At 72.7% G+C, this 22,484-nt stretch carries 24 protein-coding genes and 1 pseudogene; 11 read left to right on the forward strand and 14 right to left on the reverse strand.

Going from position 1 to position 22,484, the window contains the following annotated elements; genetic code table 11:
* The first annotated feature begins 7 nt into the window (after positions 1-7).
* On the forward strand, positions 8-1,414 hold the full coding sequence (locus tag QUY26_RS14350) for a polysialyltransferase family glycosyltransferase (RefSeq protein WP_289955709.1): 1,407 nt from the start codon (positions 8-10) through the stop codon (positions 1,412-1,414).
* On the opposite strand, the gene QUY26_RS14355 is transcribed toward QUY26_RS14350, so the two are convergent.
* The 3 genes and pseudogenes from QUY26_RS14355 to QUY26_RS14365 form a co-directional block, all read right to left on the reverse strand.
* The gene (locus tag QUY26_RS14355) at positions 1,392-2,546 is read right to left on the reverse strand and encodes a sialidase family protein (protein WP_289946623.1); all 1,155 of its coding nucleotides are present in this window, start codon (positions 2,544-2,546) and stop codon (positions 1,392-1,394) included. The two genes, QUY26_RS14350 and QUY26_RS14355, sit on opposite strands and share 23 nt — an antisense overlap.
* A pseudogene (locus QUY26_RS14360) lies at positions 2,534-3,058 on the reverse strand (RICIN domain-containing protein). Before QUY26_RS14360 ends, QUY26_RS14355 begins: the two are co-directional and overlap by 13 nt.
* Positions 3,059-3,206: 148 nt before the next feature.
* Positions 3,207-3,719 (reverse strand): RICIN domain-containing protein, encoded by a 513-nt coding sequence (locus QUY26_RS14365; RefSeq protein WP_289946626.1) that lies wholly within the window; start codon positions 3,717-3,719, stop codon positions 3,207-3,209.
* Positions 3,720-4,164: 445 nt separating this feature from the next.
* Between QUY26_RS14365 and QUY26_RS14370 the strand changes: the two genes are divergently transcribed.
* Positions 4,165-4,719, forward strand: coding sequence for an RNA polymerase sigma factor (locus QUY26_RS14370; RefSeq protein WP_289946628.1), 555 nt, complete (start codon positions 4,165-4,167; stop codon positions 4,717-4,719).
* Entirely contained in the window at positions 4,716-5,702 is a 987-nt protein-coding gene (locus QUY26_RS14375; protein ID WP_289946630.1) for a hypothetical protein, read from the forward strand. The genes QUY26_RS14370 and QUY26_RS14375 overlap by 4 nt, the downstream gene beginning before the upstream one ends.
* Here QUY26_RS14375 and QUY26_RS14380 read toward each other — a convergent pair.
* Complete coding sequence (locus QUY26_RS14380; RefSeq protein WP_436840328.1) at positions 5,666-5,782, reverse strand: DUF397 domain-containing protein; 117 nt, start codon at positions 5,780-5,782, stop codon at positions 5,666-5,668. The genes QUY26_RS14375 and QUY26_RS14380 overlap by 37 nt on opposite strands.
* A 40-nt stretch (positions 5,783-5,822) precedes the next feature.
* A complete protein-coding gene (locus QUY26_RS14385) occupies positions 5,823-6,065 on the reverse strand; it encodes a helix-turn-helix domain-containing protein (protein WP_354670686.1) in 243 nt (80 codons plus the stop codon).
* Between the two features lie 153 nt (positions 6,066-6,218).
* Here QUY26_RS14385 and QUY26_RS14390 point away from each other — a divergent pair, with 153 nt between their 5' ends.
* The gene (locus tag QUY26_RS14390; RefSeq protein WP_289946633.1) at positions 6,219-6,632 is read left to right on the forward strand and encodes an ATP-binding protein; all 414 of its coding nucleotides are present in this window, start codon (positions 6,219-6,221) and stop codon (positions 6,630-6,632) included.
* Between the two features lie 9 nt (positions 6,633-6,641).
* On the opposite strand, the gene QUY26_RS14395 is transcribed toward QUY26_RS14390, so the two are convergent.
* Positions 6,642-7,328 (reverse strand): TetR/AcrR family transcriptional regulator C-terminal domain-containing protein, encoded by a 687-nt coding sequence (locus QUY26_RS14395; protein WP_436840506.1) that lies wholly within the window; start codon positions 7,326-7,328, stop codon positions 6,642-6,644.
* Positions 7,329-7,356: 28 nt separating this feature from the next.
* On the opposite strand from QUY26_RS14395, the gene QUY26_RS14400 reads away from it, so the two are divergent.
* The 3 genes from QUY26_RS14400 to QUY26_RS14410 all read left to right on the forward strand — a co-directional run bounded on the left by QUY26_RS14400 (position 7,357) and on the right by QUY26_RS14410 (position 10,460).
* On the forward strand, positions 7,357-8,904 hold the full coding sequence (locus tag QUY26_RS14400) for an FAD-dependent monooxygenase (RefSeq protein WP_436840329.1): 1,548 nt from the start codon (positions 7,357-7,359) through the stop codon (positions 8,902-8,904).
* Positions 8,901-9,446: a MarR family winged helix-turn-helix transcriptional regulator gene (locus QUY26_RS14405; RefSeq protein WP_289946638.1), complete on the forward strand. Its 546-nt coding sequence runs from the start codon at positions 8,901-8,903 to the stop codon at positions 9,444-9,446. Before QUY26_RS14400 ends, QUY26_RS14405 begins: the two co-directional genes overlap by 4 nt.
* Positions 9,447-9,521: 75 nt before the next feature.
* Positions 9,522-10,460, forward strand: a complete 939-nt coding sequence (locus QUY26_RS14410) for a L,D-transpeptidase family protein (protein WP_289946640.1) — start codon at positions 9,522-9,524, stop codon at positions 10,458-10,460.
* A gap of 282 nt (positions 10,461-10,742) precedes the next feature.
* Here the strand turns inward: QUY26_RS14410 and QUY26_RS14415 are convergent, their stop codons facing one another.
* Entirely contained in the window at positions 10,743-12,104 is a 1,362-nt protein-coding gene (locus QUY26_RS14415; protein ID WP_289946643.1) for a hypothetical protein, read from the reverse strand.
* Positions 12,104-12,775: an RNA polymerase sigma factor gene (locus QUY26_RS14420; protein ID WP_289946644.1), complete on the reverse strand. Its 672-nt coding sequence runs from the start codon at positions 12,773-12,775 to the stop codon at positions 12,104-12,106. The genes QUY26_RS14415 and QUY26_RS14420 overlap by 1 nt, the downstream gene beginning before the upstream one ends.
* Positions 12,776-13,370: 595 nt before the next feature.
* Here QUY26_RS14420 and QUY26_RS14425 point away from each other — a divergent pair.
* The 3 genes from QUY26_RS14425 to QUY26_RS14435 all read left to right on the forward strand — a co-directional run bounded on the left by QUY26_RS14425 (position 13,371) and on the right by QUY26_RS14435 (position 15,064).
* Positions 13,371-13,799, forward strand: coding sequence for an Hsp20/alpha crystallin family protein (locus QUY26_RS14425; RefSeq protein WP_289946646.1), 429 nt, complete (start codon positions 13,371-13,373; stop codon positions 13,797-13,799).
* A 94-nt stretch (positions 13,800-13,893) separates the two neighbouring features.
* Entirely contained in the window at positions 13,894-14,421 is a 528-nt protein-coding gene (locus QUY26_RS14430; RefSeq protein WP_289946647.1) for a flavodoxin domain-containing protein, read from the forward strand.
* A 220-nt stretch (positions 14,422-14,641) separates the two neighbouring features.
* Positions 14,642-15,064: a hypothetical protein gene (locus tag QUY26_RS14435; protein ID WP_289946648.1), complete on the forward strand. Its 423-nt coding sequence runs from the start codon at positions 14,642-14,644 to the stop codon at positions 15,062-15,064.
* Between the two features lie 106 nt (positions 15,065-15,170).
* Here the strand turns inward: QUY26_RS14435 and QUY26_RS14440 are convergent, their stop codons facing one another.
* Positions 15,171-15,989, reverse strand: a complete 819-nt coding sequence (locus tag QUY26_RS14440; protein WP_289946649.1) for a hypothetical protein — start codon at positions 15,987-15,989, stop codon at positions 15,171-15,173.
* A 316-nt stretch (positions 15,990-16,305) separates the two neighbouring features.
* Here QUY26_RS14440 and QUY26_RS14445 point away from each other — a divergent pair, with 316 nt between their 5' ends.
* On the forward strand, positions 16,306-17,739 hold the full coding sequence (locus QUY26_RS14445) for an FG-GAP and VCBS repeat-containing protein (RefSeq protein WP_289946650.1): 1,434 nt from the start codon (positions 16,306-16,308) through the stop codon (positions 17,737-17,739).
* Positions 17,740-17,893: 154 nt separating this feature from the next.
* Here QUY26_RS14445 and QUY26_RS14450 read toward each other — a convergent pair whose 3' ends face one another.
* The 5 genes from QUY26_RS14450 to QUY26_RS14470 form a co-directional block, all read right to left on the reverse strand.
* Positions 17,894-18,745, reverse strand: a complete 852-nt coding sequence (locus QUY26_RS14450; RefSeq protein WP_289946651.1) for a hypothetical protein — start codon at positions 18,743-18,745, stop codon at positions 17,894-17,896.
* Positions 18,746-18,861: 116 nt separating this feature from the next.
* Entirely contained in the window at positions 18,862-19,365 is a 504-nt protein-coding gene (locus tag QUY26_RS14455; protein WP_289946652.1) for a hypothetical protein, read from the reverse strand.
* Between the two features lie 153 nt (positions 19,366-19,518).
* Positions 19,519-20,265, reverse strand: a complete 747-nt coding sequence (locus QUY26_RS14460; RefSeq protein WP_289946653.1) for a DUF4328 domain-containing protein — start codon at positions 20,263-20,265, stop codon at positions 19,519-19,521.
* Positions 20,266-20,473: 208 nt separating this feature from the next.
* A complete protein-coding gene (locus QUY26_RS14465; RefSeq protein ID WP_436840330.1) occupies positions 20,474-22,093 on the reverse strand; it encodes a beta-N-acetylhexosaminidase in 1,620 nt (539 codons plus the stop codon).
* Positions 22,090-22,398: a hypothetical protein gene (locus QUY26_RS14470; protein WP_289946654.1), complete on the reverse strand. Its 309-nt coding sequence runs from the start codon at positions 22,396-22,398 to the stop codon at positions 22,090-22,092. The genes QUY26_RS14465 and QUY26_RS14470 overlap by 4 nt, the downstream gene beginning before the upstream one ends.
* Positions 22,399-22,484: the final 86 nt, after the last annotated feature.

Consider the following 22,484-nt stretch of genomic DNA (forward strand, 5'->3'; position numbering starts at 1 on the left):
TCAGGCCGTGCGCGACCCGCACGCCGCCGCCCTCGCCGCCGCGCGCCCCGACGCCCGCCGCCGCACCACGCAGATCTTCTTCGCGTCCACGCTGTACGGCGTCGCCACCCTGGCCGCCGCCCTGGACGCCGACCGCTTCGGCCCGGCCGACCGGCGCGTCCTGCTGATCGCCAACAACGCGGCGACGCCGGAGACCACGCCGTCCGTCGACACGATGCCCGGCTTCGAGCGGCTGCGCGGCCGCTTCGACGACGTCCTGTCCTGGAACGAGGCCATCTCGCCGTTCCACCCGGGCAGTTGGTCCCCCCGCGGCGACGACCTGCCGCTGTGGCAGCGCTATCTGCGGCTCGCCTGGGACCTCGGCGACGACAACGTCGAGCTGGCCGTGGAGTCCATCCAGGTCAACCCGGCGCTCGCGCTCGCGCAGATCTTCACGGGCGCGCCCGTCGACGTCTACGCCGACGGCCTGATGAGCTACGGCCCCACCCGCAACAAGATCGACCCGCTGGTCGGCACCCGGGTGCGGCGGCTGCTCCACCTCGACCTGGTGCCCGGCCTGAAGCCGCTGCTCCTCACCGAGTTCGGCGTCGAGCCCGAGCTCGTGCCGACCGACACCTTCCTGAAGGTCCTCGGTGAACTCGCCGACAGCGAGGCCGATTCGGGCTCCCTGGACGCGCTGTCGCGGATCGCGGAGCCCGCGCTGCTGCTCGGCCAGTACCTCTCCGCCCTCACCATCCTCACCGCCGACGAGGAGGAGGAACTGCACGCGCGGATGCTGCGCGGCGCGGCGGCGCTCGGGCACAAGAAGGTGGTGTTCAAGCCCCACCCGACGGCCCCCGCGCGCTGGTCGCGGCAGTTGGAGCAGGAGGCCGAGCGGCTCGGCGTGGAGCTGACCGTCCTGGACACGCCGGTGCTCGCCGAGGTGCTGTACCAGCGGCTGCGGCCCGCCCTCGTCGTCGGCTGCTTCTCCACGGCGCTGCTGACCGCCTCCGCGTTCTACGACCTGCCGGTGGCGCGCATCGGCACGGAGACGCTCCTGGAGCGCCTGAAGCCGTACGAGAACAGCAACCGCGTCCCGGTCACCCTGGTCGACGCGCTGCTGCCCGACCTCGGCGACCGCGAGGCCGTCTCCGGGCGGCGCGCGGAGCCGGACACGGCGGCGCTGAGCGGTCTGGTGCGCGCCGTGGGCTTCGCCATGCAGCCCAAGATCTACCCGAGCCTGCGCCCCGCCACGGAGCGCTATCTCGCCGCGCACCTGAACGAGCGCACCTGGCGGTACTTCAAGAAGCGCAGGCTGACCGCGCTCGCGCTGCCGGGCGGCATCCCGGTGCAGCTCGCGTTCATCCCGCGCAACGCGGCGGTGCGCAAGGTCGCGCGGCGGGCCCGGTCGATCAAGCGGGCGGCGCTGGGCTGAGCGGGGAGCGCCCCGTGCCGGAGATGTCGAGCCTGCGCACCTTGATGCTTGAGGTGTCGTGCTCCCAGGCTACGTAGAACCGTCCGGGCGCGTACTCGTCAGCCATGGCATAGGTGTCCCAGCCCGCCCCCGTTCCGTCGGTGACCGGGGGCCCGTCGGCGAAGAGCCGTCCGGGCCCCCAGGACCCGCCGGGGCGTTTGACCTTGTAGTGGAGGATCTGCCGGTCTTTGGCGGTGTTGTAGATGGCCAGGTACCGGCCGCCGCTGTCCTTGGTGAAGTAGCCCTTGGTGTCATGGTTCGGCACGTTGGGGTCGAGAGCGAAGGGGGTCCAGGTCCTGCCGCTGTCGGTGCTCGTGGCCGTCGCTGCGTAGGCCTGACTCGACGGCGTGCGGGAACTGCGGGCCTTCATGACCAGGGTCCGCGAGTCGTCCTGCTCGACGGCGATCTGCGGTTCGGCGCCCTGATAGCCACTTGGGTCCGGAACGAAGCCGCCGGCCGTCCAGTTCTTGAGGTTGGTGGAGCGCAGCAGTCCGTTCCGCCTGCCCGACGACCAGAATGGAATGACGTGCGTGCCGTCGGCCAGCCGGAGCGGGCGCCCGGCCATGATGAGGTTGCGGATGTCCGTCGGCATGCTGACGTGATAGTCCTGCCAAGTGTGCCCCTCGTCGGTGCTGCGCTTGACGACGACCGCGTCGATCGGCAGGCCGTTGCTGCTCGTGGCCGACGTCCTGCCGAGGTAGGCGAAGACTTCCCCGCCCGCCTGATAGAGGACGACGTAGTGCCAGGCGTACTGGCTGGTCTCCTGGGCCAGCACCTTGGGGCGGCTCCAACTCGCGCCGCCGTCAGTGGTGTACCCGTACCGGATGTATCCCTGGTCGACCTTGCCGGGAACGGTGCCCTCCCGCCAGGCCACGACGGCTCTGTCCGCGCCCGTGCTGACGATGTCGGGGGTACGGGTGCCGTCGCCCTCGGTCGCCGTGTTGGTGTGGACCGTCGACTCGCCGGAAAACCGCTCGGCCGACGCGGAGCCGGGAGCGAGGAAACCACCCAGCAGGGCGGCGACGAGGGCCAGGATCAAGGCCGACGAGCGCCCGGAGCTGCGAGCGGCCCGCTCTCCCCTCACCAGAGCCACTGCTGATCCGTGTTCCGCGAGCAGGTCCACTGGATGGCCTCGGTGCCGTTCGCCGTGGTGCCTGCGGGGATGGCCAGACACCGGGCGCTGTTCAGGTTCTTCAGCCGGTCGAGGCCGTCCCGTACCCAGACCTGCTCGTCGCCACCGCCGCATGTCCATTAGATGGCCGTGGCACCGTTGGCGGTGCTGCCGCTGCCGATGGCGAGGCACTTGCCGCTCGCGAGGTTGCGTACGCGGTGGCCGCGCGACACGGGTTCGAGCGACCAGTACTGGCTTCCGCTCGTGGTACAGGGCCACTGGATCAACGCGACACCGTTGCTCGTACTGGAGCGAGGGACAGCCAGACACTTCCCGGTCTTCTGGTTGTAGAGCCTGGCGTGGACGGGATCCCTGGCAGCCGTCGGTGCCGCGTCGGCAGGGGAGGAACCCGTGAGTACGGCCGCGCCCGCGAGGGTCACGGCCGCCATCACGGCACTGCGTCTGTGCATGCTGGCGTCCTTGGAAGTCGGCATTTGGCGGCCGTCCAGCCCCGAAACGCCAGGGCAAACGGCCTTGTTGGCCCTTGACGCTTGGCCCTTGTGCCCGCCGGGGCGACCCCGTGATGGGGCGACCCGGCGGGCGGCAGCTGTGTGCGACCGGATCGGCCGCACGGTCTGCGCGCTACCAGAGCCACCTCTGGTCGAGGCTCGTCGCGCACGTCCACTGAATGGCCTTGGTCCCGTTGGCCGCACTGGCGTTGGGGATCGCCAGGCACCTGTCACTGGCCAGGTTCCGCAGCCGGTTCCTGCTGTCGTGGATCCATATCTGCGAGCTGCCGCCGTTGCAGGTCCACTGGATGGCCTGGGTGCCGTTGACCGAGGTGCCTCCGGGGATGGCGAGGCACTTGCTGCTGTTGCGGTTCCGTACGAGGTAGCGGTCGCCGTTGCCGCCCGCGACGTGTTCCAGTTGCCATCTCTGCTCAGCGTCGGCCTCACCCTTGCACTCCCACTGGACCAGGCCGACCCCATTGGCCTCGCTGGCGTGGGGGACGGCGAGGCACTTGCCGGTGCCTTGGTTGAGCAGAGTCAGGTAGGCATTCGCCTGCGCGTGGGCCGGGGTGGAGAAGGCCAGAGCGCAGGCGGCCGTCGCGGCGACGGCGGAAAGCCGCTTGAGTGTCTTCACGGTTCTGGACATGACGAGGCGAGCCCCTTTCGGGTGCGTCGTGTTCATGGATTCCGGGCTGACGGCCCGGCGGCGACCTGATGTTTACAGGGCCCGGCGGCCCACTCAATGGCCGAACCTTCGGGATGAGGCCTCCCGGCCATTCTCTCCGTGAACCTCCAGTGAATGACGCCCCTCACCTCAATGAACTCGCACTGTATGACCGTCCAGCCGCGCGCCGCCTTCTATGAAATGGCAGATGGGTTCATTCGGATCTCGGAACTGAACGGTCCGATTTTCGCGATCCACGCGAGTGAATTTGGCCGCCCGGAGGTGCTTGACACGAACGCCCGGTCATGCGGGCGCGAACGCGCGAACAGTTCCTCCCCCGCACACACTTCTCCCCGCGAACGCTCCGGCGGCCATGCGGCAAGTACGAGATGAGACCGCCGACCGGCGGTCCTGAGACGGAGGCCCCGTGAGCAAGGACCCGGACGACCTGGAACGGCCGATCCGCACGGCGCGGGATCCGGTCGCCTTCGCGCCGCTGGTGGAGCGCCACTCGACCGACCTGCACGGCTACTTCGCCCGCCGGGCGCCCCAGGCGGCCGACGACCTCCTCGCCGAGCTGTGGCTGCGGGCGTACGAGGCGCGCCGCGGCTTCGACCCCGCGCGCGGTTCCGTACGGGCGTGGCTGTTCGGCGTGGCCCGGAACGTGCTGTCCGCCCACTGGCGGCGGCTCGCGGCACACCGGCCCGGCATCCCCCGGCACATCGGCGCTGACGACCCGTGGGAGGCGGTGGACGACCGGCTCGTGGCGGCGGCACTGGCGCCCCGGCTGCGGGGGATGCTGGCGGGACTGCCGCCTGGCGAACGGGAGTTACTGCTCCTCGTCGCCTGGGAGCAGTTGACGCCCACCGAGGCCGCAGCCGTGGTCGGCATACCCGCCGCGACGGCGCGCACCCGGCTGCACCGCGCCCGCACCCGCATGCGCGAGGGCGCCGCGCGCGACATGACTGGAGACCCGACATGAGCGAACGCACCGAGCGTGACGAGATTCTCGACTTTCCCGGCGCCGATGAACTGGTCGCGGCCGGCGCCGTGGCACCGCCATCGGCACGTACGATCGCCGCCGCGCGCGCGAGGCTGAGGCCCTTGGCGGAACGGGAGGACAGGTTACTGGCCGCCCCAGCGGCCGTTCTGTCGGACGAACCGCTGGTCGTCCTCGGACGCGGGGCGCCGTCACGAGCCGTGCGGCCCACCCGCCGTCGGGTGCTGGTGGCCGGTGCGGCGGTGGCGGTGCTCGCAGCGGGCGCGGTTGCCTGTCCCGCGGTGGACGTGGGGAGCGAGTCCACATCCGCGGCCTCGACGGCCACGCGGTTCCTGAATGACATGGCGGAGGTATCGGCCAAGGCACCGGCATCCCGCGGAAAGTACTGGATGTTCCATTACGAAGCGAAGGACGGCCCTCCCGGCAGGGCCCCGGTGTTGCTGACCGTGTACAGCGACCGGTCGGGCAACGCCTGGCTCCGGAAGGCGAAGGGCAAGCTGACCCCGACGGGCCACAACTGGCTTGTGGGCGAACGGTCGCTGTCCTGGAAGGAGTTCGACCGGCTCCCCACCGAACCGGAAGAACTGAAGACCCACTTTCCCAAGAACGCCGCGGATCGGTACTTCCAGATCATGTCGCTGCTGGCGGACTCTCCCGCAAGCCCTGAGCTGCGCTCCGCTATGTTCCGGATCGCCGCAGAGACCCCGGGGGTGACCATGACGCCGAACGTCAAGGACAGCCGGGGTCGTCCGGGCACAGTGATCAACCTCCGCCGCAAGGTGGAGGTTCCGAAGGAGAAGCTCAAACTCAAGCCCTCTGGGGCTTCCCACACCTACGTGGACGGCCCCTACTACTTCATCACCCCGAAGACCAGTCGCGTCCTGGAGAACGCCAGCGATCTCGGGGCCAATCCCCGGGTCCGCACCACCTATCTGAAGGTCGGCTGGACCAACCACGTCCGCTGATCGACAAAGGCCACCCAAGCCTCCGCCGAAACGACTATGACCGCGCCTCCCGGGCGCTTGCTGTCCCGCACGGGCAGCACGCCCGGAAGGCCGTCAGCGACCTCGACACAATCGCCGCCCCTACTTCCGCGCCCGATCCGGAATCGCCTCCCGCTGCACGTGCTCCCACGGCTCGCTCAGATCGCCGTCGGCGCCCAGCAGTCGGTCCAAGGCGTCCGAGACGTCCCTGGGTGGCGTCTCCTTGCCCAGTTCGTACTGGGCCATGCGGCTGTGACCAATGGGCACCCGGTCGCCCAGTTGACGTTGGGTCCACCCGGACCGGTGGCGGAGTTTGCGCAACTTCGTGCCGTAGAGCGCTGCCAAGGACGTCGTCGGGTCAAGTTCCTTCTGTGCGGGAGTCGTTGCCCTCGCTTTCCGCGCCGATCCACGAAAGCCGTAACTCTTGGTGAGGGTAGCCCCACGTTGGGACGCTCGTCAGGTAGACGCCGATACACGGGGTGACGAGGGAACTTCAAGGTGACGACCGACGACGAGGAAGTGATTCTGCGCCGGCCACGGCATCCACGCTCCGCGAGCAGAGCGTGGCAGGCGCTGCGGAAGAGCCTGGCCGGCTGGGGCGCGTCGGGCATCGAGGACGCGGCGCCCGTCGTGCTCTCCGAGCTACTGACCAACGACCTGCGTCACGCCCACGGCACGCGTGGCCGGGACGTCGAGACCCGCTTCGCCCGCCTCGGAAGCGGTGCCGCGCAGATCGGAGTACACGATGCCGCAAGCGAGTTGCCGGTCATGCGGCCGTACGACCCTTGCGCGGAGAGCGGCCGAGGGCTGCCGCTGGTCGCCGCCCTCGCCGAGGAGTGGGGCACGACCGCGCGGAACGGCCCCGGCAAGCGGGGCTGGGCCGAGCTACGCACGCCCTCGCCACCCCCGTGAGCCAGCGACTCACCCGTTCCGCAGCGTCACCCCGACCCCGGCCACCACCGCCGCGAGCCCCGCCTCGAAGCCCTCCTCGTACCGCCGGAACATCTCCTCGCCGGCGGCCGCCGCCAGCGGATAGTCCTTCAGGCGCTCGGCGCGCGCGACCAGGTCGTACCCCTCGCTGCCCTGGCCGCCCTCGCCGCCCGTGCCGCCCGCTCCCTCCGCGCCCGGGCGCGGCCCCGTGGCCTGCTCCTCGATGACGTAACCGATGGTGTAGCTCGTCAGGGTCAGCAGGGCGCGGGCCGCCGCGGCCGGGGTGAAGCCCGCCTCCGTGAGGCGGCGCAGCTGGGCCTCCACGGGGGCCGCGTACGAGGTGTCCGTGAAGTACGTGCCGCTGTAGACCTTCGCGCCGTCGCGGTAGCGCAGCAGCATGCGGCGCAAGGCGCGCATCGCCGTCGTGACAGTGGTCCGCCAGTCGGCGTCCGGCGTGCCCGCGAGGTCGGCCGCGGCGCCGCGCACCATCTCCGTCGCCATCTCGTCGAGCAGCGCCTGCTTGTCCTTGAAGTGCCAGTACAGGGCCGGGGCCTTGACGTCCAGTTCCTTGGCGATGGCGCGCAGGGTCAGGCCGTCGAGGCCGGTCTCGTTCAGGAGGCCGAGCGCGACGCGCGCCACCCGCCGCCGGTCCAGTCGTGTCGTAGCCACCTTGACAATTTAACACCGTTAAGCGCACCCTCGGGGCATGGCACTTAACAGCGTTAAGGCAACGGGTGGAAACCCTCAGGAATCACCTACAGCGGAGTCGCCGGTGACGCCGACGACCGAGGTCCTGGTCGTCGGCGCCGGCCCCACCGGCCTGACCCTCGCCTGCGACCTGGCGCGCCGGGGCGTGCGCGCTCTCGTGGTGGAGCGGGCGGCGGGCCTCTTCCCCGGTTCGCGCGGCAAGGGCGTGCAGCCGCGCACGCTGGAGGTCTTCGACGACCTCGGGGTGGCGGGGGCGATCCTGGCGGCGGGCGGGGCGCCGCCGGTCGGCATGGTGTGGCAGGGCGGCGAACAGCAGGGCGAGTACCGCATGTTCGACGAGCCGGAGCCGACGGACTCGGCGCCGTACGCGGGTCCGGTGCTCGTGCCGCAGTGGCGCACGCAGGAGATCCTGTACGCCCGCCTGACCGAGCTCGGCGGATCGGTCGCCTTCGGCACGGAGGTCACCGGGATCACGCAGGACGCGGACGGGGTCACGGCGCGCCTGGCGGGCGGCGGCACGGTCCGCGCGGCGTACGTGGTCGCCGCCGACGGCGGCCGCTCCGCCGTGCGGCGCGCGCTCGGCATCGGCATGACCGGGGAGACCGTGGACCCGCAGCCCATGCTCGTCGCCGACATCCGCATCGCCGACGGCGCGCTCGACCGGAACAACTGGCACGTGTTCCCGCCGCCCGGCACCCACCCGTCCGAAGGTGCCGCGAGCGGCGGCGACTTCGCGGCGATCTGCCCGTTGCCGGGGATCGCGGACTTCCAGCTGGTCGCCCGGTTCACCGGCGGCGCCGAGCCCGACCTGTCCCCCGACGGCGTGCGCGAGGCGGTGGCCGCGCGCACGCATCTGGCCGCCGCCGACGTCACCGAGGTCCGCTGGGCCTCCGACTTCCGGCCGCGCGCCGCCCTCGCGGACACCTTCCGCGCGGGCCGCGTCCTGCTCGCGGGCGACGCGGCGCACGTGCACTCCCCCGCGGGCGGCCAGGGCCTGAACACCAGCGTGCAGGACGCCTACAACCTGGGCTGGAAGCTGGGCGCGGTGCTGCGGCACGGGGCGGACGCGGGGCTGCTCGACACGTACGAGGAGGAGCGGCGGGCGGTCGCAGCACGGATGCTGGAGCTGTCCACGCGCATCCACCACGGCACCGACCGGCGCGGCGCGGCCACCCGCCAACTCGGCCTGGGCTACCGGGACTCGTCGCTCTCCCTCGACACCTCCCTCGACACGTCGACGGCCACCTCGGACACCGCACCACGGGCGGGTGACCGCGCCCCCGACGCCCCGCTCGGCGCCGGACGCCTCTTCGACGCCCTCCGCGGCCCGCACTTCACGCTGCTCGCGGTGGCCACGGACGCCGAACTCCCGCCGCTGAACGGCGAGATGGCACGCGTACGGCGCACAGCCGACTGCGCCCCCTACGGACCCGGTCTTCACCTGATCCGCCCGGACGGATACATCGCCTGGACCGGACAGGACGAAGAAGGCCTCAGGAAGTATTTGACCTCAACCAAACTTGAGGTCCTAGGTTCAAGGGCATGACGAACACGAATGCGAACACGATCGCCGTCGCCACCGCGACCACCGCCACGACCACCGCCCGGACGAAGCCCCCCTTCGCCCCGTCCCACAGTGACGCCGACCTGGTCCACCAGCCCATCGGCTACTGGAGTTCCGCGGCGGCCAAGGCCGTCGTCCACCACATCCGCACCATGCTCGCCGAGAACGGGCTGACCCAGCCCCAGTGGTGGGTCCTGAACCAGCTCGTCGGCCACGAGAACGGCCGCGACCGCAAGGATGTCGTCCAAGTCCTGCGCGGCTACCTGGAGTTCGGCGAGGGGCCGCTGGAGCACGACATCGACTCCCTGATCCGTCGCGGCCTGCTCACCCAGGCCCCGGACGTCCCGGATGCCCCGCTGCGCCTCACGGACGCGGGCGAGGAGCTGCGGAACCGGGTCGCGGCGCTGCAGGAGCGCACCCGTGCGGAGATCCATGAGGGCATCGACGACGCCGATTACATACAAGCCCTGAAGGTCCTCCAGCGCATGATCCACAACGTGGACGGGCAGGCCTGGCACCACTGACGCAGGCTTCACAAGCATTCGCTGATGGGAAACACTTCGGGGTGTGCTGTCCAGTGGAGCGGTGTGGGGGATGCGATGAGCAGGGACGCGATAGCCAGGGGACGGGCGGCGGCGGGAGCCGTGGCCGTCGTGGCCCTGGCCTGCGGGTGCACGGCACAGGCCGTGGAGACGGCGGGCGAGGGCGAGAAGTCGCCAACCACCCGTGCGGCTTCGGACAACTCCGCCAACTCCTCGCCCACACCGAGCGAATCACCCCTGAAGAAGATGAAGTCCCCGGTGTCACGGGCCGAGTTGCCGCAGTCGAAGGCCCCGGACCTGCCGTCCACACCGCCGCCACGGCCGCGCACGAGCACCCCGCCGCCACCGGCCCCGCCGGAGCCGGGCCCGGTGGTCCTCGCGCGCGGTCAGGACGGCGAGAAGGTGCGCGAACTCCAGGCGCGGCTGCGGCAGATCGGCTGGTTCGGGCAGAACCCGACGGGGACGTACGGGCCGGTCACGGCGACCGCCGTCGAGGGCTTCCAGGGCAAGCGCGGGCTGCTGCGCACCGGCGCGACCGACACCCGCACCTGGGACCGGCTGCTCGCCATGACGCGCGAGCCCACGCGCGACGAGCTCTACCCCGACGGCGGCATGCCGCCCGCCGAGCCGGACCGGCGCTGTCTGACCGGCCGGGTCCTGTGCATCAGCAAGGAGAGCCGCACGCTGACCTGGATGATCGACGGCAGGGCCGTGACGACGGTCGACGTGCGCTTCGGCTCGGAGTACACCCCGACGCGCGAGGGCGCCTTCCAGGTGTTCTGGAAGAACCGCGACCACGTCTCGACGCTGTACGACACCCCGATGCCGTACGCCATGTTCTTCAGCGGCGGCCAGGCCGTGCACTACTCGTCCGACTTCGCGGCCAGGGGCTACAACGGCACGTCCCACGGCTGCGTGAACGTACGCGACAAGAAGGGCATCGCGAAGCTCTTCAAGCAGGTCAGGACGGGCGACAAGGTAGTCGTCTACAAGTAGGCCAGGACGAGCCGCAGCGACCGATCGAGCAACCACAGCGGCGAGCGATTCGGTCCGCGAGAGCGGCGCCGGCTCAGGCGCAAAAACTGCGGCGCGGGCGGGATCGGGGGAACGTATCCCGCCCGCGCCAGTGGCACTGAGCCGTAGGTACGGGGGGAACCCCGGCTCGTGCGCAGCCGATGACCAGTCGGCTCACTTCTTACTGCGCCGCCGATCCGGAAAACGTCACACCTTGGCGGTGAGGTCTGGGTCACACCTTCGTGGCGGATGCACGGACCGGGGTCAGCGGACCGGCAGGGCGCTGTACGAGGCCGAGGGGCGGGGCAGCGGGGCGGGCAGCACGACGGGCGGGGCGTGGCCGCCGGGGCCGCTGTGGCCGTTGCCGGGGCCGTGGTCCCCGCCGCCGCTGTGGCCGTCGTCGCCGTCTCCGTCGCCCCTGCCACCGTCGTCGCCGTGGCCCTTGCCGCCCTTGCCGCCGCCCTTGCCGTCGAGGACGCGCTCGCAGAACCGCTGCACGCGCTCGGCGCCGCGCGCGGCCTCCTCCAGGCGGCGGCGCTTGTCGCCCTGGAGCGCGCCGCTGCGGTAGTCGCGGCAGGCGGAGATCACGCGCTTGCGCCACTTCCTGGCGTCGCCGCGCTGCTCGCCCTCGCCGGTGCCGGGGCCCGGGCCCTTGTCCGGCTTGTCGGCGGCGTCCTTGTCGCCGTCGGCGCCCTCGGAGCCGCCCGGGGCCTTGGTGTCGTCCTCGCCCTCGGGCGGCGTGCTGCCCTGCGAGGGCTTGGACGGGTCGTCCTCGGGGGCGGAGCTGACGTCGTCGGGGACGTCGTCGGGCGGGTCGACGGCATCGTCCGACGGCGTGCTGAGCGGCTGCTCCGGCGTCGCCACCGGGGACGCGCTGGTCGCGGGCCCCTGCTCGTTCCGCGTGAACGGCGAGGGGATCACCCCGGCCCCGGCAGCGACCGCGACCCCGCCGGCCATGCAGGCGGCGAGCGCGGCGGCCACCCCGAGGCGGACGGGGCGCGCCCAGCGGGCGGAGCGGGGGGTGGTGCGGCCGATGCGGACGGTCTGGTCGGCCTGATCGGGACGGTCGGGCCGGTCGGGCCGGTCGGGCCGGTCGGGAGGCGTCGCCAGGGCGGTGGGCGCGCCGGGTACGCCGGGGGCGCGGGTGTCGCCGAACGTGCCGGGGTTGGCGGGGGCCGCGGGGCTGATGTTGGTCGGGGCGCCACCGGGCGCGCCGGAGGCGCCGGAGGCACCAGGTGCGCCTGGTGCGCCGGAAACTCCCGGGGCCCCAGGCCTTCCGGAGACCCCAGGCGCTCCGGAGCCCCCAGGTGCTCCAGACACTCCTGAGACCCCAGGCTCTCCAGGCACCTCAGGTGCTCCGGAAACCCCAGGTGCCCCAGCAACCCCACCAGCCCCCCGCGCCGCGCGAAACGCCGCAAGCGCCCCGGCCTCACCAGGCAGTTCGGTCTGCGCGGCGGGGGCGGGGCCGGCGGGCTTCGCGGGGGTCTGCGCGCGGAGGGCGATCAGGGCCTCGGTGAGGCGTTCGGCCTGTTCGCGCTCGTGATCGCCGATGCCGTCGAGCCGCTCGCCGCGGAGCAACCGCTCCGCCGCATCGCGGTCCAGCCACTTGTACTGCTCGTCGGCCATCACATGTCCTTCTGCGTCCGCGTACGCGAATGCGTCACACACGGGGACGGTGGCACCGCACGTCCGTGCGGGTCAGGCTGCGGGGGTACGGCGCCGAGTCCGCGCCCCTGTGCGGGGTCGTCGGCGCTCATCAGCTCGGCGAGGCGCTTGAGGCCGCGGTGGGCCGCGGTACGGACCGCGCCGGGGCGTTTGCCCAGCGTCTCGGCGGCGCTCTTGGCGTCGAGGCCGACCACGACCCGCAGCACGACGGCCTCCGCCTGGTCCTGCGGGAGCTGGGCTATGAGGGCGAGCGCGGCGTCGGTGGAGAGGGACTCGATCGCCTCGCCCGCGGTGTCGGCCTCGCCGGGCTTGCCGGTCAGCTCCGTCTCGTCGCCGCCGATCGCGGGGCGGCGGCCGCGCATCCGGATGTGGTCGAGGGCGCGGTTGCGGGCGATGCGTGCGGCCCAGCCGCGGAAGCGGTCCGCGTCGCCGTTGAAGCGGTCGAGGTCGCGGGCGATCTGGAGCCACGCCTCGGACGCGACGTCCTCCGCGTCGAGGTCGCCGACGAGCGTACGTACGTAGCCGAGCAGCCGCGGGTGCACGGAGCGGTACACAGTCCGGAACGCGGTCTCGTCCCCGTCCTGTGCCGCATGCACGGCGGCGGTCAGCTCAGCGTCGTCCTCCCCCTGCACTGCGTGCCCCTCTGCGCCTGGTCAGGCGCCGCTCTCACGGGTCTGTCTTCTCGCGGTCGTGCGCCGCTGCACCGCTCGCGGTGGTCCGGCCGGCGGTCGCGTAGGTGGCTCTCAACGCGGCGCGAACCTGCACGCTACGGCGTGAAACCGGTGCGCGTCCATGTTTGTACAACATGCAACTAGCGGGTGACACATCGCGGTGTGACAGAAAACGCACCCGGGACGCAGAAGGGAGTACGGACCGCCACGCGGTTCGTACCGTGTGACGGTCGGGGCCTCTCCTGTGGGGGGTGGCGGCCCCGGCCGTTGCATCAACGCAGCCCGGCTGATCCGCCGCGACATCCGAGGTCCGGGCCCCACGCGAGGGGCAGCAGCCGTTCGGCGCGCGGCGTCGACGAGATGCCCCAGGAGCTGGTCCCGCCCCGGCCGCGTGCTCCTTGACTGCCTAGCCCTTTGGGCCGGTCCGTCCGACGCCCCCGCGGCCCCGGGGCCGGGCGGCCCCTGCGCGCGGCCGACCGGCTCTCGCACCCCCTCAGGGTGAGGCGCGACGCTTGGCGTAGAGCAAGAAGCCAGGCAACGGGCGAAGGAGGACGACATGACCAACATGATCGAGCGGCTGCCCGGCTGGACGCCGCTGCCCGACCTCTTCAGCTGGGTCGAGGGCTTCACGGGGTTGCCCGGCCTGCACGCGGTTCCGGGGCTGCACGGCATCCGCATCGAGGAGAGTCTCACCGAGGGGACATACGTCCTGCGGGCCGAACTCCCCGGCGTGGACCCGGACAAGGACGTCGAGATCAGCGTCACCGACGGCGTTCTCACGCTGCGTGCCGAGCGCGCCGAGGAGGCCGGGAGCAGGCACCACACTGAATTCCGTTATGGCACGTTCGCCCGCTCGGTCCGCCTGCCGGCCGGGGCCCGCGGCGACGACGCGACGGCGGCGTACAAGGACGGGGTGCTGACCATCACCGTTCCGGTCCCCGACACGAAGACGGGGACGAGGACCATCCACGTGCGTCACGGCTGAGGCCCGCGGCGGCGCACCGCTCGTGTCCGCGCCGCCGGGCGCTCACGGCGGCGCGGACACCTCACCCGAGGGCCTCGCCCTCGAAGGAGGCGACATGCGCGTACTGGTCGGCTACGCGAGCGAGCACGGCGCCACCCGTGGCATCGCCGAACGGATCGGCCTGCGGCTCGGCGAGTACGGCCACCAGGTCGACGTCCGTCGGCTGAAGGGGAGGCGGCGGTGCGCCGGGTACGACGCCTTCGTGCTCGGCAGCGCCGTCCACAGCGGTGCCTGGATGCCCGAGGCGGGCGGATTCCTCCGTGCCTGCGGGGCCGAGCTCGGTGAGCATCCGATCTGGTTGTTCAGCGTGAGCATGGCGCCCGCGGTCGGTGGCTGGTTCGAGCGGCACGCGAAGGAGCCGAAGCCGCTCCCCCAGGTGACGCGTGCGCTTCCCGCTCGCGGGCACCGGATGTTCGCCGGGGCCCTCCTGCCCTGGCATCTGCCCGCCTTCGGCAGGCTCGTCTTCCGCCTCATGGGCGGGCGATACGGCGACTTCCGGGACTGGAAGGACATCGATTCCTGGGCGCTGGACATCGCGCTCGACCTCTCAGAATCCCCGGAGGTTCGGGCCAACCGGCCCTGAGTGAGGGACGTTCAGGAGCCTGCGTCCGCGCGGCCGCGGTCCGAGGGTTGAAGCGGAAGCCAGCGACAAGGAGGGGCCGTACCGATTTCCCGCCGCTTCGCCGACCCTGACCAAGGGCCATCGCCGCCGAAGGCGGGGGTACCGGCACTGGTGCCGAAGGCGCCCTCCCGACGACGCGCACCCGCTTCCGTTTCCGTTTCCGTCCGAGAGGAGCGAAACCGTGCTCATCACCACCATCAAGGCCAGCGTCTGGACCGCGGACACCAGCGGTGCCGACACCGACGGCAACATCGCCCTGGGCATCTGCGGCCGGGAGTTCGTCCTGGACACCGGTACGAACGACTTCCAGCGCGGCCAGTCCCAGACGTTCACCTTCGGCGCGGGGTCCAACGTCCTGAACACGCCGGGCAACGACCCGCGCAAGCCGCAACTGGACACCGACGAACTGGCGCACTATCCGGTGTACCTGCACTTCACCCCGCGCGACTCCAAGGACAACTGGTGCGTGGAGGGGGTCACCGTGACCGTCAACCCCGGCGCCAAGGAGATCACGTACGGCAACACCCCGATGCTCGGCGGCGGCGACAAGGAACTGTGGATGGCGGCCGACTGCGGCCGCAGCCTGTACCTCAAGCGCCAGTGAGCGCCAGGACGCGTACGTGCAGCCACCCGACTCCAGGGAGCCGGACGCGCCCCACGGTCTGAGTCGACCGAGGGCAGCCGGGCCCGTTCTTCGCCGGCGGTGCGGCTCAGACCTCGAAGAGGTCGGCCCCCGCCGGTCCCCCGAACTCGCTCGCGTCGACGACCTCGGCCGCGGACGGCGTCCGCACCTCGAACGGCTCGTTGTAGTCGGACAGCCTCAGGACCCGGCGCTCGCCGTCCTCCTCGGCCTCGTAGGACGTGATGCGGTGCTCGCCCTCGGCCGCGACGTACATGACGTTCGTGTCGCCGCGCTCCACGTCGACGACCGGGATGACGTGCCGCCCGTGCCGGTACGTGGGCCGCTCGGCCCGGACGGTGCCCTCGAAGTCCTCGTCCCCGAGCCCGTCGAGCGCCTGGGACAGACGGCTGAGGTCGCACATCCCCTTGGAGAAGGCGACGTTGTCCTGCGGCATCCGCAGGTACTTGCCGCGGACCAGCGCGACCCGCTGCCTGATGGCCGCGGCGGCCGCCGGGTCCTCCGCCTCGGCCTGGGCGAGCAGGCCGTCGAGGGAGGCCTCGGTGAAGCGGATGTGGGTGGCGCCGCCCTCGACCACGAGCAGCTCGCCGCGCTGGCCCTGGCCGCCGTCGAACGTGCCCGTGCAGTTGGCGTGCCGGTCGACGCGCAGGGACACCTCGATGCGCTGGGCCGTCCCGGCGGTCGCCGAGCCCTTGCTGATCGCGGCGTTCAGGCGCAGCGACCGCGCCGACTTCAGCAGCCGCATGCCCTCCGTCGCGAGCTGGGTGCCGCGCGCCTGGTCCGGCGGCAGCTGCTGCTCGAAGGTCCCGCTCAGCCGCACCGGCTCGTCGTCGGCGCCGCAGGCCGTCAGCGTGGCCGCCGTCGCGGCGGCCACGAGGACGGCGGCCACGCCCCGGCTCCGACGCCGGCCGCCCCGCGTCCCGTGCCCCGCTCTGTGCCCCACAGTGCCCACTCGTCCCGCCGACCTTCCCGTTCCCGACCACGCGCTCAGGCGCCCACGGCTCGCGTCCGCGTTCTCAGTTCTCACGCTTTTCTCACGCGACCCGTCCCATGAACCCTGCGTGGCCGTCCACCCCGTTGTCACACCGGTGCGGTGAGGGAAAGCTCACGCGACATTCCGCACCTCCCCGTACAACCCTTCCGTTCTCCGGGTAGTCGTACGAACTCGCTGATTCACCAGGAGCTCACCAGAGGGGTTGAGGCATGTGAGCCTGCGAAAGGCGCACCGCGGGGCGTGGCTGGCCATCGGGGCGGTCGTCCTCGGCGGCACCGGAGTCACGGCGGGCACGACGGCGTACGCGGCCGACGCCGCGCCCGCCGCCCCCACGGCCGACTTCGACCGCGACGGCACCGTCGACCTCGTCGCGGCCACGCCGCGCGCGTCCGGGTCGAGGGGGTCGGTGACCATCGTGCCGGGGGGCGCGGGCGGCCCGGCGGCGGGGAAGAAGAAGACGCTCACGCAGTCGAGCACGGGCGTGCCCGGTGTGAGCGAGCCGGGCGACGAGTGGGGCGCGGCCACCGCCTGGGGCGACATCGACGGGGACGGCAACACGGACCTCGTGATCGGCGCGCCCGGCGAGGACGACACCTCGGGCCACAAGGACCGCGGCGCCGTGACGATGCTGTACGGCCCGAAGTTCACGTCCGGCACGGACATGCAGCTGTCCGAGGACTTCGCCTACAGCGGCGCGCGGTTCGGCTCGGCGGTCGCCGTCGGCGACTTCGACGCCGACGGCAAGGCGGACGTGTTCGCCGCGGCCACGGGCACGGGCGGCAGCTGGTCGGCGCGGTTCGCGGCGGGCCGCGAGACGGCGGGCACCGTGACGTCCGGGGACCGGGCCATCGCGTACGCGGACGCCGCGTCCGGCGACTTCAACGGCGACAAGTACGCCGACGTGGCCCTCACCTACCGCGACGCGGCCGGGAAGGGGAAGGTCGTCTGGTTCAAGGGCACCCGCTCCGGGCTCAGCCGGGTGAGCACGCTGACGGTCAAGGGCGGCCGCTCGGTCGCGGCGGGCGACGTGACCGGCGACGGCCGCGACGACCTCGTCATCGGCCAGCCCTACACCTCGGAGTCGGGCGCCCACGCGGGCGGCCAGGTGACGGTGGTGCCCGGCACGTCCTCGGGTCTCTCCTCCGCCGGCGCGTCCACGGTCCACCAGGCGAGCCCCGGTGTGGTGGGCGCGGCCGAGGCGGGCGACGCGCTCGGCTGGTCGGTGGCGGTGGGCGACGTCGACAAGGACGGGCACGCGGACGTCCTCGCGGGCGCGCCGGGCGAGGACATCACGCGCGCGGGCAAGTCCCGTACGGACGCCGGAACGTCACTGCTCTTCAAGGGCACCGCGTCCGGCCTGACGGGCGCGGGCTCCCTCGCCGTCAGCCAGGACGAGCCGGACGTACCCGGCTCCACCGAGTCCGGCGACCGGCTCGGCTCGGCCGTCACCCTCGCCGACTTCGACGGCGACGGCCGCGCGGACCTGGCGATCGGCGCGGACGGCGAGGACGAGGGCACGGGCACGGTCCTGCAGGTGGACACCGACGCCTCGGGGGCGCCGGTGCTCAAGAGCGGCGTCTACTACGGGCGTACGCAGCTCGGTACGCCCGCGAAGGCGCACTTGGGCGAGGCTCTGACGCCCTGACGCCTGAGGGCCTGGCCTAAAAGGCCTGGCACCTGAGGGCCTGACAGGGCCCAGGAGCGGGCGCGATCACGGAGCGGGCGGTGCCGGTCCCGGCCTGGGAGGGCCGGGGCCCGGCACCGCCCGCTCCAGCGCGTCGAAGGCGCGGTGCGCCAACTCACGGTGCCCGACGGCGGCTTCGTCGGCGCCGTTGCGAGTCCTGGTCCGTCCCTGCCCCCGCCGTCCCCGCCGTCCCCGCCCCCGACCGCCGCGACCGCGACACCACCGCGCGCAGGACCCGCCGTCCCTCGGTCGACACGTCGAGCACCTGGCGCAGACCGCCGCCGGTGCCCGCGCGGCCGCCGAGCAGTTCGAGGACCCGCACCTGGCGCCGGAGTTCGGCGGAGACGAGCGGTGACACGCCGTCGTTCCCGGCGTCGAGGAGCCGGTGGATCTGGAGGGCGGCGGCCGAGCAGCCGTCGGCCCAGGCGCGCAGGGAGTCGGCCGAGCGGGCGGCGGGGGCGGCGTCGAGCATGCGCCGGGCGAGGGCGACGGCGTCGGCGTCCGCACCGGAGGCGCCGAAAGCACTACTGGACGCACCGGAGGCGCCGGAGGCACCAGAAGCACCAGCCGTACCGGAAGCACCGGGCGCACCGGACGCAGCAGACGCAGCAGCCCCGCCGGGTTCACCAGACGCACCAGCCCCGCCGGACTCACCCGCCTCCCCGGCCCCGAGCACCCCCCGCACCTCCCCCAACGCCCCTTCCCACGCCCCTTCCCACGCCGTCCCGTCGGCGAGGCTCACCCACAGCGGGCGCAGGACCTGGTCGTCGTCGCCGAGCAGCGGCAGGCAGCGGTCGAGGCAGCCGAGGCCGCTGGCGGCCAGGGCGGTCTCGTCGGCCAGGGCGATGAGGCCGACCAGGCTCGGCTGGCCGGTATCCGACGTTCCGGTGGCACGGAGCGCGCTATCCGGCCAGACGTCGCCCGCCCACGCCTGCGGGTCGGAACTGGGCAAAGGGCTCGTACTCATGACGTACGCCGTCTCCTGTCGCGGACTGGGCACCTCCGCATGCCCCACTTGCCCTTACTGCGTGCGGAGGCTCAGTAACGTCACAGCGGCTGGAATTCGACGCTGCGCGCGACAGGCTACTGCGGGAACACTCCGAGCCGGTCGAGAAACCTGAAGAACAGTTCCTCCGCGGACGGTTCGGGAGCCGCGGTGAGGACGTCGAGGAGCGCGGCGGGCCGCGCCGTGCGGCCCGACTCCGCCGCCCAGGCGACGGCGCGCTCGGCGGCGTCGCGCGGCTCCAGGAAGTAGTCCTCCACGGTCAGTTCGTCATCGCCGAGGTACCCGGCCATCGCCTCACGGGCCAGACACGTCGTCCACGCGCCGCTCTCCGGCGCCGCCGCCTCGACGACCACGCAGTCGCTGTCCAGGACGTACCCGAAGAGCGCGGGTGCCTCCGTCTCCCGGGCCAGCGCGTTCATGTTGCCGACGTCCACCGAACCGTCGCCCGGGCACTCCCAGACCTGCCAGCCGTCGGCCCGCTCCTCAAGGAGCGTGAGCCGGTCGCGTACGCCCGCCACCGCGTCGAACTCCCCGAGCGGCCGCGCGCTCCTGCCCACGACGTAGTACCCCCAGTAGCCCATCTCCGTGCCCCCGCTGTGCTCGAACCGTTGTTTCCGGCTTCTGGCCGAATACACCACAGGGCGCGTGCCCGCGCCACCAAAAGCACGGATCGGACACAGCACGCGCGGATGATCCACGCGTTCGGCCACGGATGATCCACGTGACCGGCCGCGTCAGAAGGGCCGCCCCGGCCCCGAGCGTGCCAGCGCGTCCTGCATCGCGGTGAGGCGGCGCACGAAGAGCATCGCGACGACGGCGGCGGCGATGTTGATGAGGTCGGAGGCCATCAGGGAGACGACGGCCTGCTGGATCTTCTCGGGCTCCTCGGCGGCCCTGTACTGGCGCGAGGCGATCTGCCCGAAGATGCCGGTCGTCAGCCACAGCGTCCACCAGGCGTTGAGGAGGGTGCGCCGCTCGTTCTCCCGGCCCGTGCCCGGCAGCCGGCGATCGCCGGAGCTGGCGTCCCAGATGTCGACGGCGATCCGGCGCGGGAACCACAGGTTCGCGATCGGCACGAACCAGCCGCCGATCGCCCAGCCCCGCGACTTGCTGTGCGCGTCCGGCGCGAACACCTCGGCGTTCACCCGCACCCGGTGGAACCAGCACAGGAAGAGGACGACGGTGCCGAGCATCACCGCGCCCTGGAGGATCCCGGAGACGCCGTAGAGCGTGTCCGCCCGGTCGAGGCGGTCCTCGGTGACGGCGCCGTAGCCCCCGTCCAGCACATCGCTCACGACGCCGTAGACCCCGCCACCCGCCACCAGCGAGAACAGGTCGACGGCGATGCCCGCCCCGAGCAGCGCCACCGTGGCGTTCGCGAGACCCACGGGCGACTTCAGCCAGGCACCGGGGGCGGGGGCGGGGGCGGGGGCGGACGGCGGCGGCGGTGCCGAGGGCATGAGCGGTGGCGTGTACGACATGACGGAGCGGTCCCCCACGGGTCGAGATCGAATGAGCGCTGCGAGAGCGAGGCCGGCGCCGCCCATGCCCCTCCCCGGGCGTCGGCGCGGCACGACCGGCGCAATGTACGCGTCAACCGCAGAGGTGTCCACCCGTGGACCATTCAGGACACCGTGGATCATTCAGGACCGAAGGAGCACCGGCGGGGCCGAAGGAGCACCGGGAACCTCAGCGCGCGGGCCGTTCCACCTCTCCCGCGAGCCGCACGAACGCCGGCCACGGCCGCGTCGGCCCCCGCTCGTCCCACAGCTTCTGGGCCGTCGCCCGCAGCGGCATCCGGATCCCGCGCGCCACCTGCTCCTGCGTCTGCGCCCCGGCGAGGTCGCACCACACGGCGAAGGTGCCGCCGAGGATCCGGCGGTCGTAGGAGGCGGGGACGGGGCGGGTGCCGCGCAGGACCAGCGGGGTCCACTGTTCGTAGATGCGCTGACCCGTGGGGTAGCGGAAGTCGTTGGGCTGGCCGAGGACGTAGTAGAGGTACTCGTCGTTGTAGTTGAGGACGTCGCGCCCTTCGCGCAGGTACTCGACGGGCTCGCGGGCGCCGATCTCCTTGCCGGTCCAGTACGCGACCTCGATCCGGTCGTCGACCCGGGTGACGCCGCCGCGGAAGAACCCGTCGTTCCAGGCCCGCACGTCCCGCCCCGGGCCCACCGCCTTCGCGCGGTCGTTCAACCACGCCGTCGCCAGGTCCTGGACGCGGGCGTCCGGGCCGATGCGGTCGCGCGCGGCGGCGGCGAGCTGCGGGTAGGAGGCCTCGGGGTCGCTCCGCGTCAGGGCCTGGTACTCGTCGGCGCCCAGGTGCCAGCGGGCGCCGGGGAACAGCTCGTCGTACTCGCGCAGCAGGTCGTCGACGATCTCGGCGGCCTTCGGCTTCGCTATGTCGATCGCGCCGCGCGTGGCCACGCCGCGGCTGTCGCGCAGTTGCAGGTCGGGGTGGGCGGCGATGACCGCGCCGAGGTGTCCGGGCGAGTCGATCTCCGGTACGACCGTGATGTGCCGCTCGGCCGCGAGGTCGACGATGCGGCGGACCTGCGCCTTGGTGAGGTGGTCGGCGGAGACGACCTCGGGGTGCGAGTCGGAGGCGATGCGGAAGGCCTGGTCGTCGGAGAAGTGCAGGCCGAGCTCGTTGTACTTGAGGTCGCCGAGCTCGCGGATCCGGTCCTCGATCCACCCGGCGGAGAAGTGCTTGCGGGCGATGTCGACCATGAAGCCGCGGCGCGGCTTGGCGGGCCGGTCCCGTACGACACCCTCCGGGGCGCTCCGGCCGCCCGCGACCTCCTGCTTGAGGGTGCGGGTGCCGTGGAAGACCCCGGCCTCGGCGGGCGCGGCTATCCGCACGGTGCGGTCCTTGACGGTCAGGGTGTACGACTCCGGGCCACCGCCGCCCCGCCCCCGGTCCCCGGACAGTTCGAGGCGCACGTCGCCCGCGCGCGGCTCCGCCTCGCCCGCGTACCGCAGCCGCAGCTCCCCGGCGAGCAGCCGGGCCTCGTCGGCGAGCACCCGGTCCCCGACGACGACCCGGCCGCCGTCGCCCGGCCGCCAGCCGGGGCCCCGGGCGGGGGTGTGCTCGCGGACGGCCGGGACGGTGGCGGGCGCCTCGGAGAGCGGGTACGACTTCGTGGGCGCGGGCGAGCGTGGAGCGGGCTCGGACGCCGTCCCCGCCGTGCGGCCCCCGTCACCGGAGCCGCCGCCTCCGCCCCCGGACCCGTCCGGCCAGAACCCGACCGCGAGCGCCACCGCCCCCGCCGCGACGATCCCCGTACCCACGGCGAGCCGCCCCCGGATCACGACCCGTCACCCGCCGACACGCCCGCGGCCCGGGAGCCCGCGGGCCCCGTCGCCACGGCGGCCACGGAACTCGCCGCACGAGAGGCGGCCACGGAACTCGCCGCACGGGAGGCCGCCCGGCCCACGGCCCCGGAGATCACCCCCGAGCCCGCCACGGCCGACGCGCCCGCCGCCCCGGAGATCACCCCCGGGCCCGCCACGGCCGACCCGCCCGCCGCCCCCGGAGTCACCGTCGGGCGAGCCGCGCCGACAGCCGCCGCCGGACCGGCAGCCGAGCCCTCCGCACCAGAAGTCAGAGCCTCCATGCCCCCCACGCTAAGCCCGCCCCGGCGCCGCCCGCTCGTCCACCCCGGAAGGGCCCTCGCGTCCACCGAAGAACCCCAAACTCTCC

Origin of the sequence: Streptomyces flavofungini (assembly GCF_030388665.1) — a bacterium.
Lineage (GTDB): Bacteria > Actinomycetota > Actinomycetes > Streptomycetales > Streptomycetaceae > Streptomyces > Streptomyces flavofungini_A.

What these genes read in the sequence shown, in the direction of transcription:
- QUY26_RS14365 (WP_289946626.1), bottom strand. Translation starts at nt 3,719, where the DNA reads ATGTCCAGAACCGTGAAGACACTCAAGCGGCTTTCCGCCGTCGCCGCG.
- QUY26_RS14375 (WP_289946630.1), top strand. Translation starts at nt 4,716, where the DNA reads ATGAGCGAACGCACCGAGCGTGACGAGATTCTCGACTTTCCCGGCGCC.
- QUY26_RS14400 (WP_436840329.1), top strand. Translation starts at nt 7,357, where the DNA reads ATGGCACTTAACAGCGTTAAGGCAACGGGTGGAAACCCTCAGGAATCA.
- QUY26_RS14405 (WP_289946638.1), top strand. Translation starts at nt 8,901, where the DNA reads ATGACGAACACGAATGCGAACACGATCGCCGTCGCCACCGCGACCACC.
- QUY26_RS14410 (WP_289946640.1), top strand. Translation starts at nt 9,522, where the DNA reads ATGAGCAGGGACGCGATAGCCAGGGGACGGGCGGCGGCGGGAGCCGTG.
- QUY26_RS14415 (WP_289946643.1), bottom strand. Translation starts at nt 12,104, where the DNA reads ATGGCCGACGAGCAGTACAAGTGGCTGGACCGCGATGCGGCGGAGCGG.
- QUY26_RS14425 (WP_289946646.1), top strand. Translation starts at nt 13,371, where the DNA reads ATGACCAACATGATCGAGCGGCTGCCCGGCTGGACGCCGCTGCCCGAC.
- QUY26_RS14430 (WP_289946647.1), top strand. Translation starts at nt 13,894, where the DNA reads ATGCGCGTACTGGTCGGCTACGCGAGCGAGCACGGCGCCACCCGTGGC.
- QUY26_RS14450 (WP_289946651.1), bottom strand. Translation starts at nt 18,745, where the DNA reads ATGAGTACGAGCCCTTTGCCCAGTTCCGACCCGCAGGCGTGGGCGGGC.
- QUY26_RS14455 (WP_289946652.1), bottom strand. Translation starts at nt 19,365, where the DNA reads ATGGGCTACTGGGGGTACTACGTCGTGGGCAGGAGCGCGCGGCCGCTC.
- QUY26_RS14460 (WP_289946653.1), bottom strand. Translation starts at nt 20,265, where the DNA reads ATGTCGTACACGCCACCGCTCATGCCCTCGGCACCGCCGCCGCCGTCC.
- QUY26_RS14470 (WP_289946654.1), bottom strand. Translation starts at nt 22,398, where the DNA reads ATGGAGGCTCTGACTTCTGGTGCGGAGGGCTCGGCTGCCGGTCCGGCG.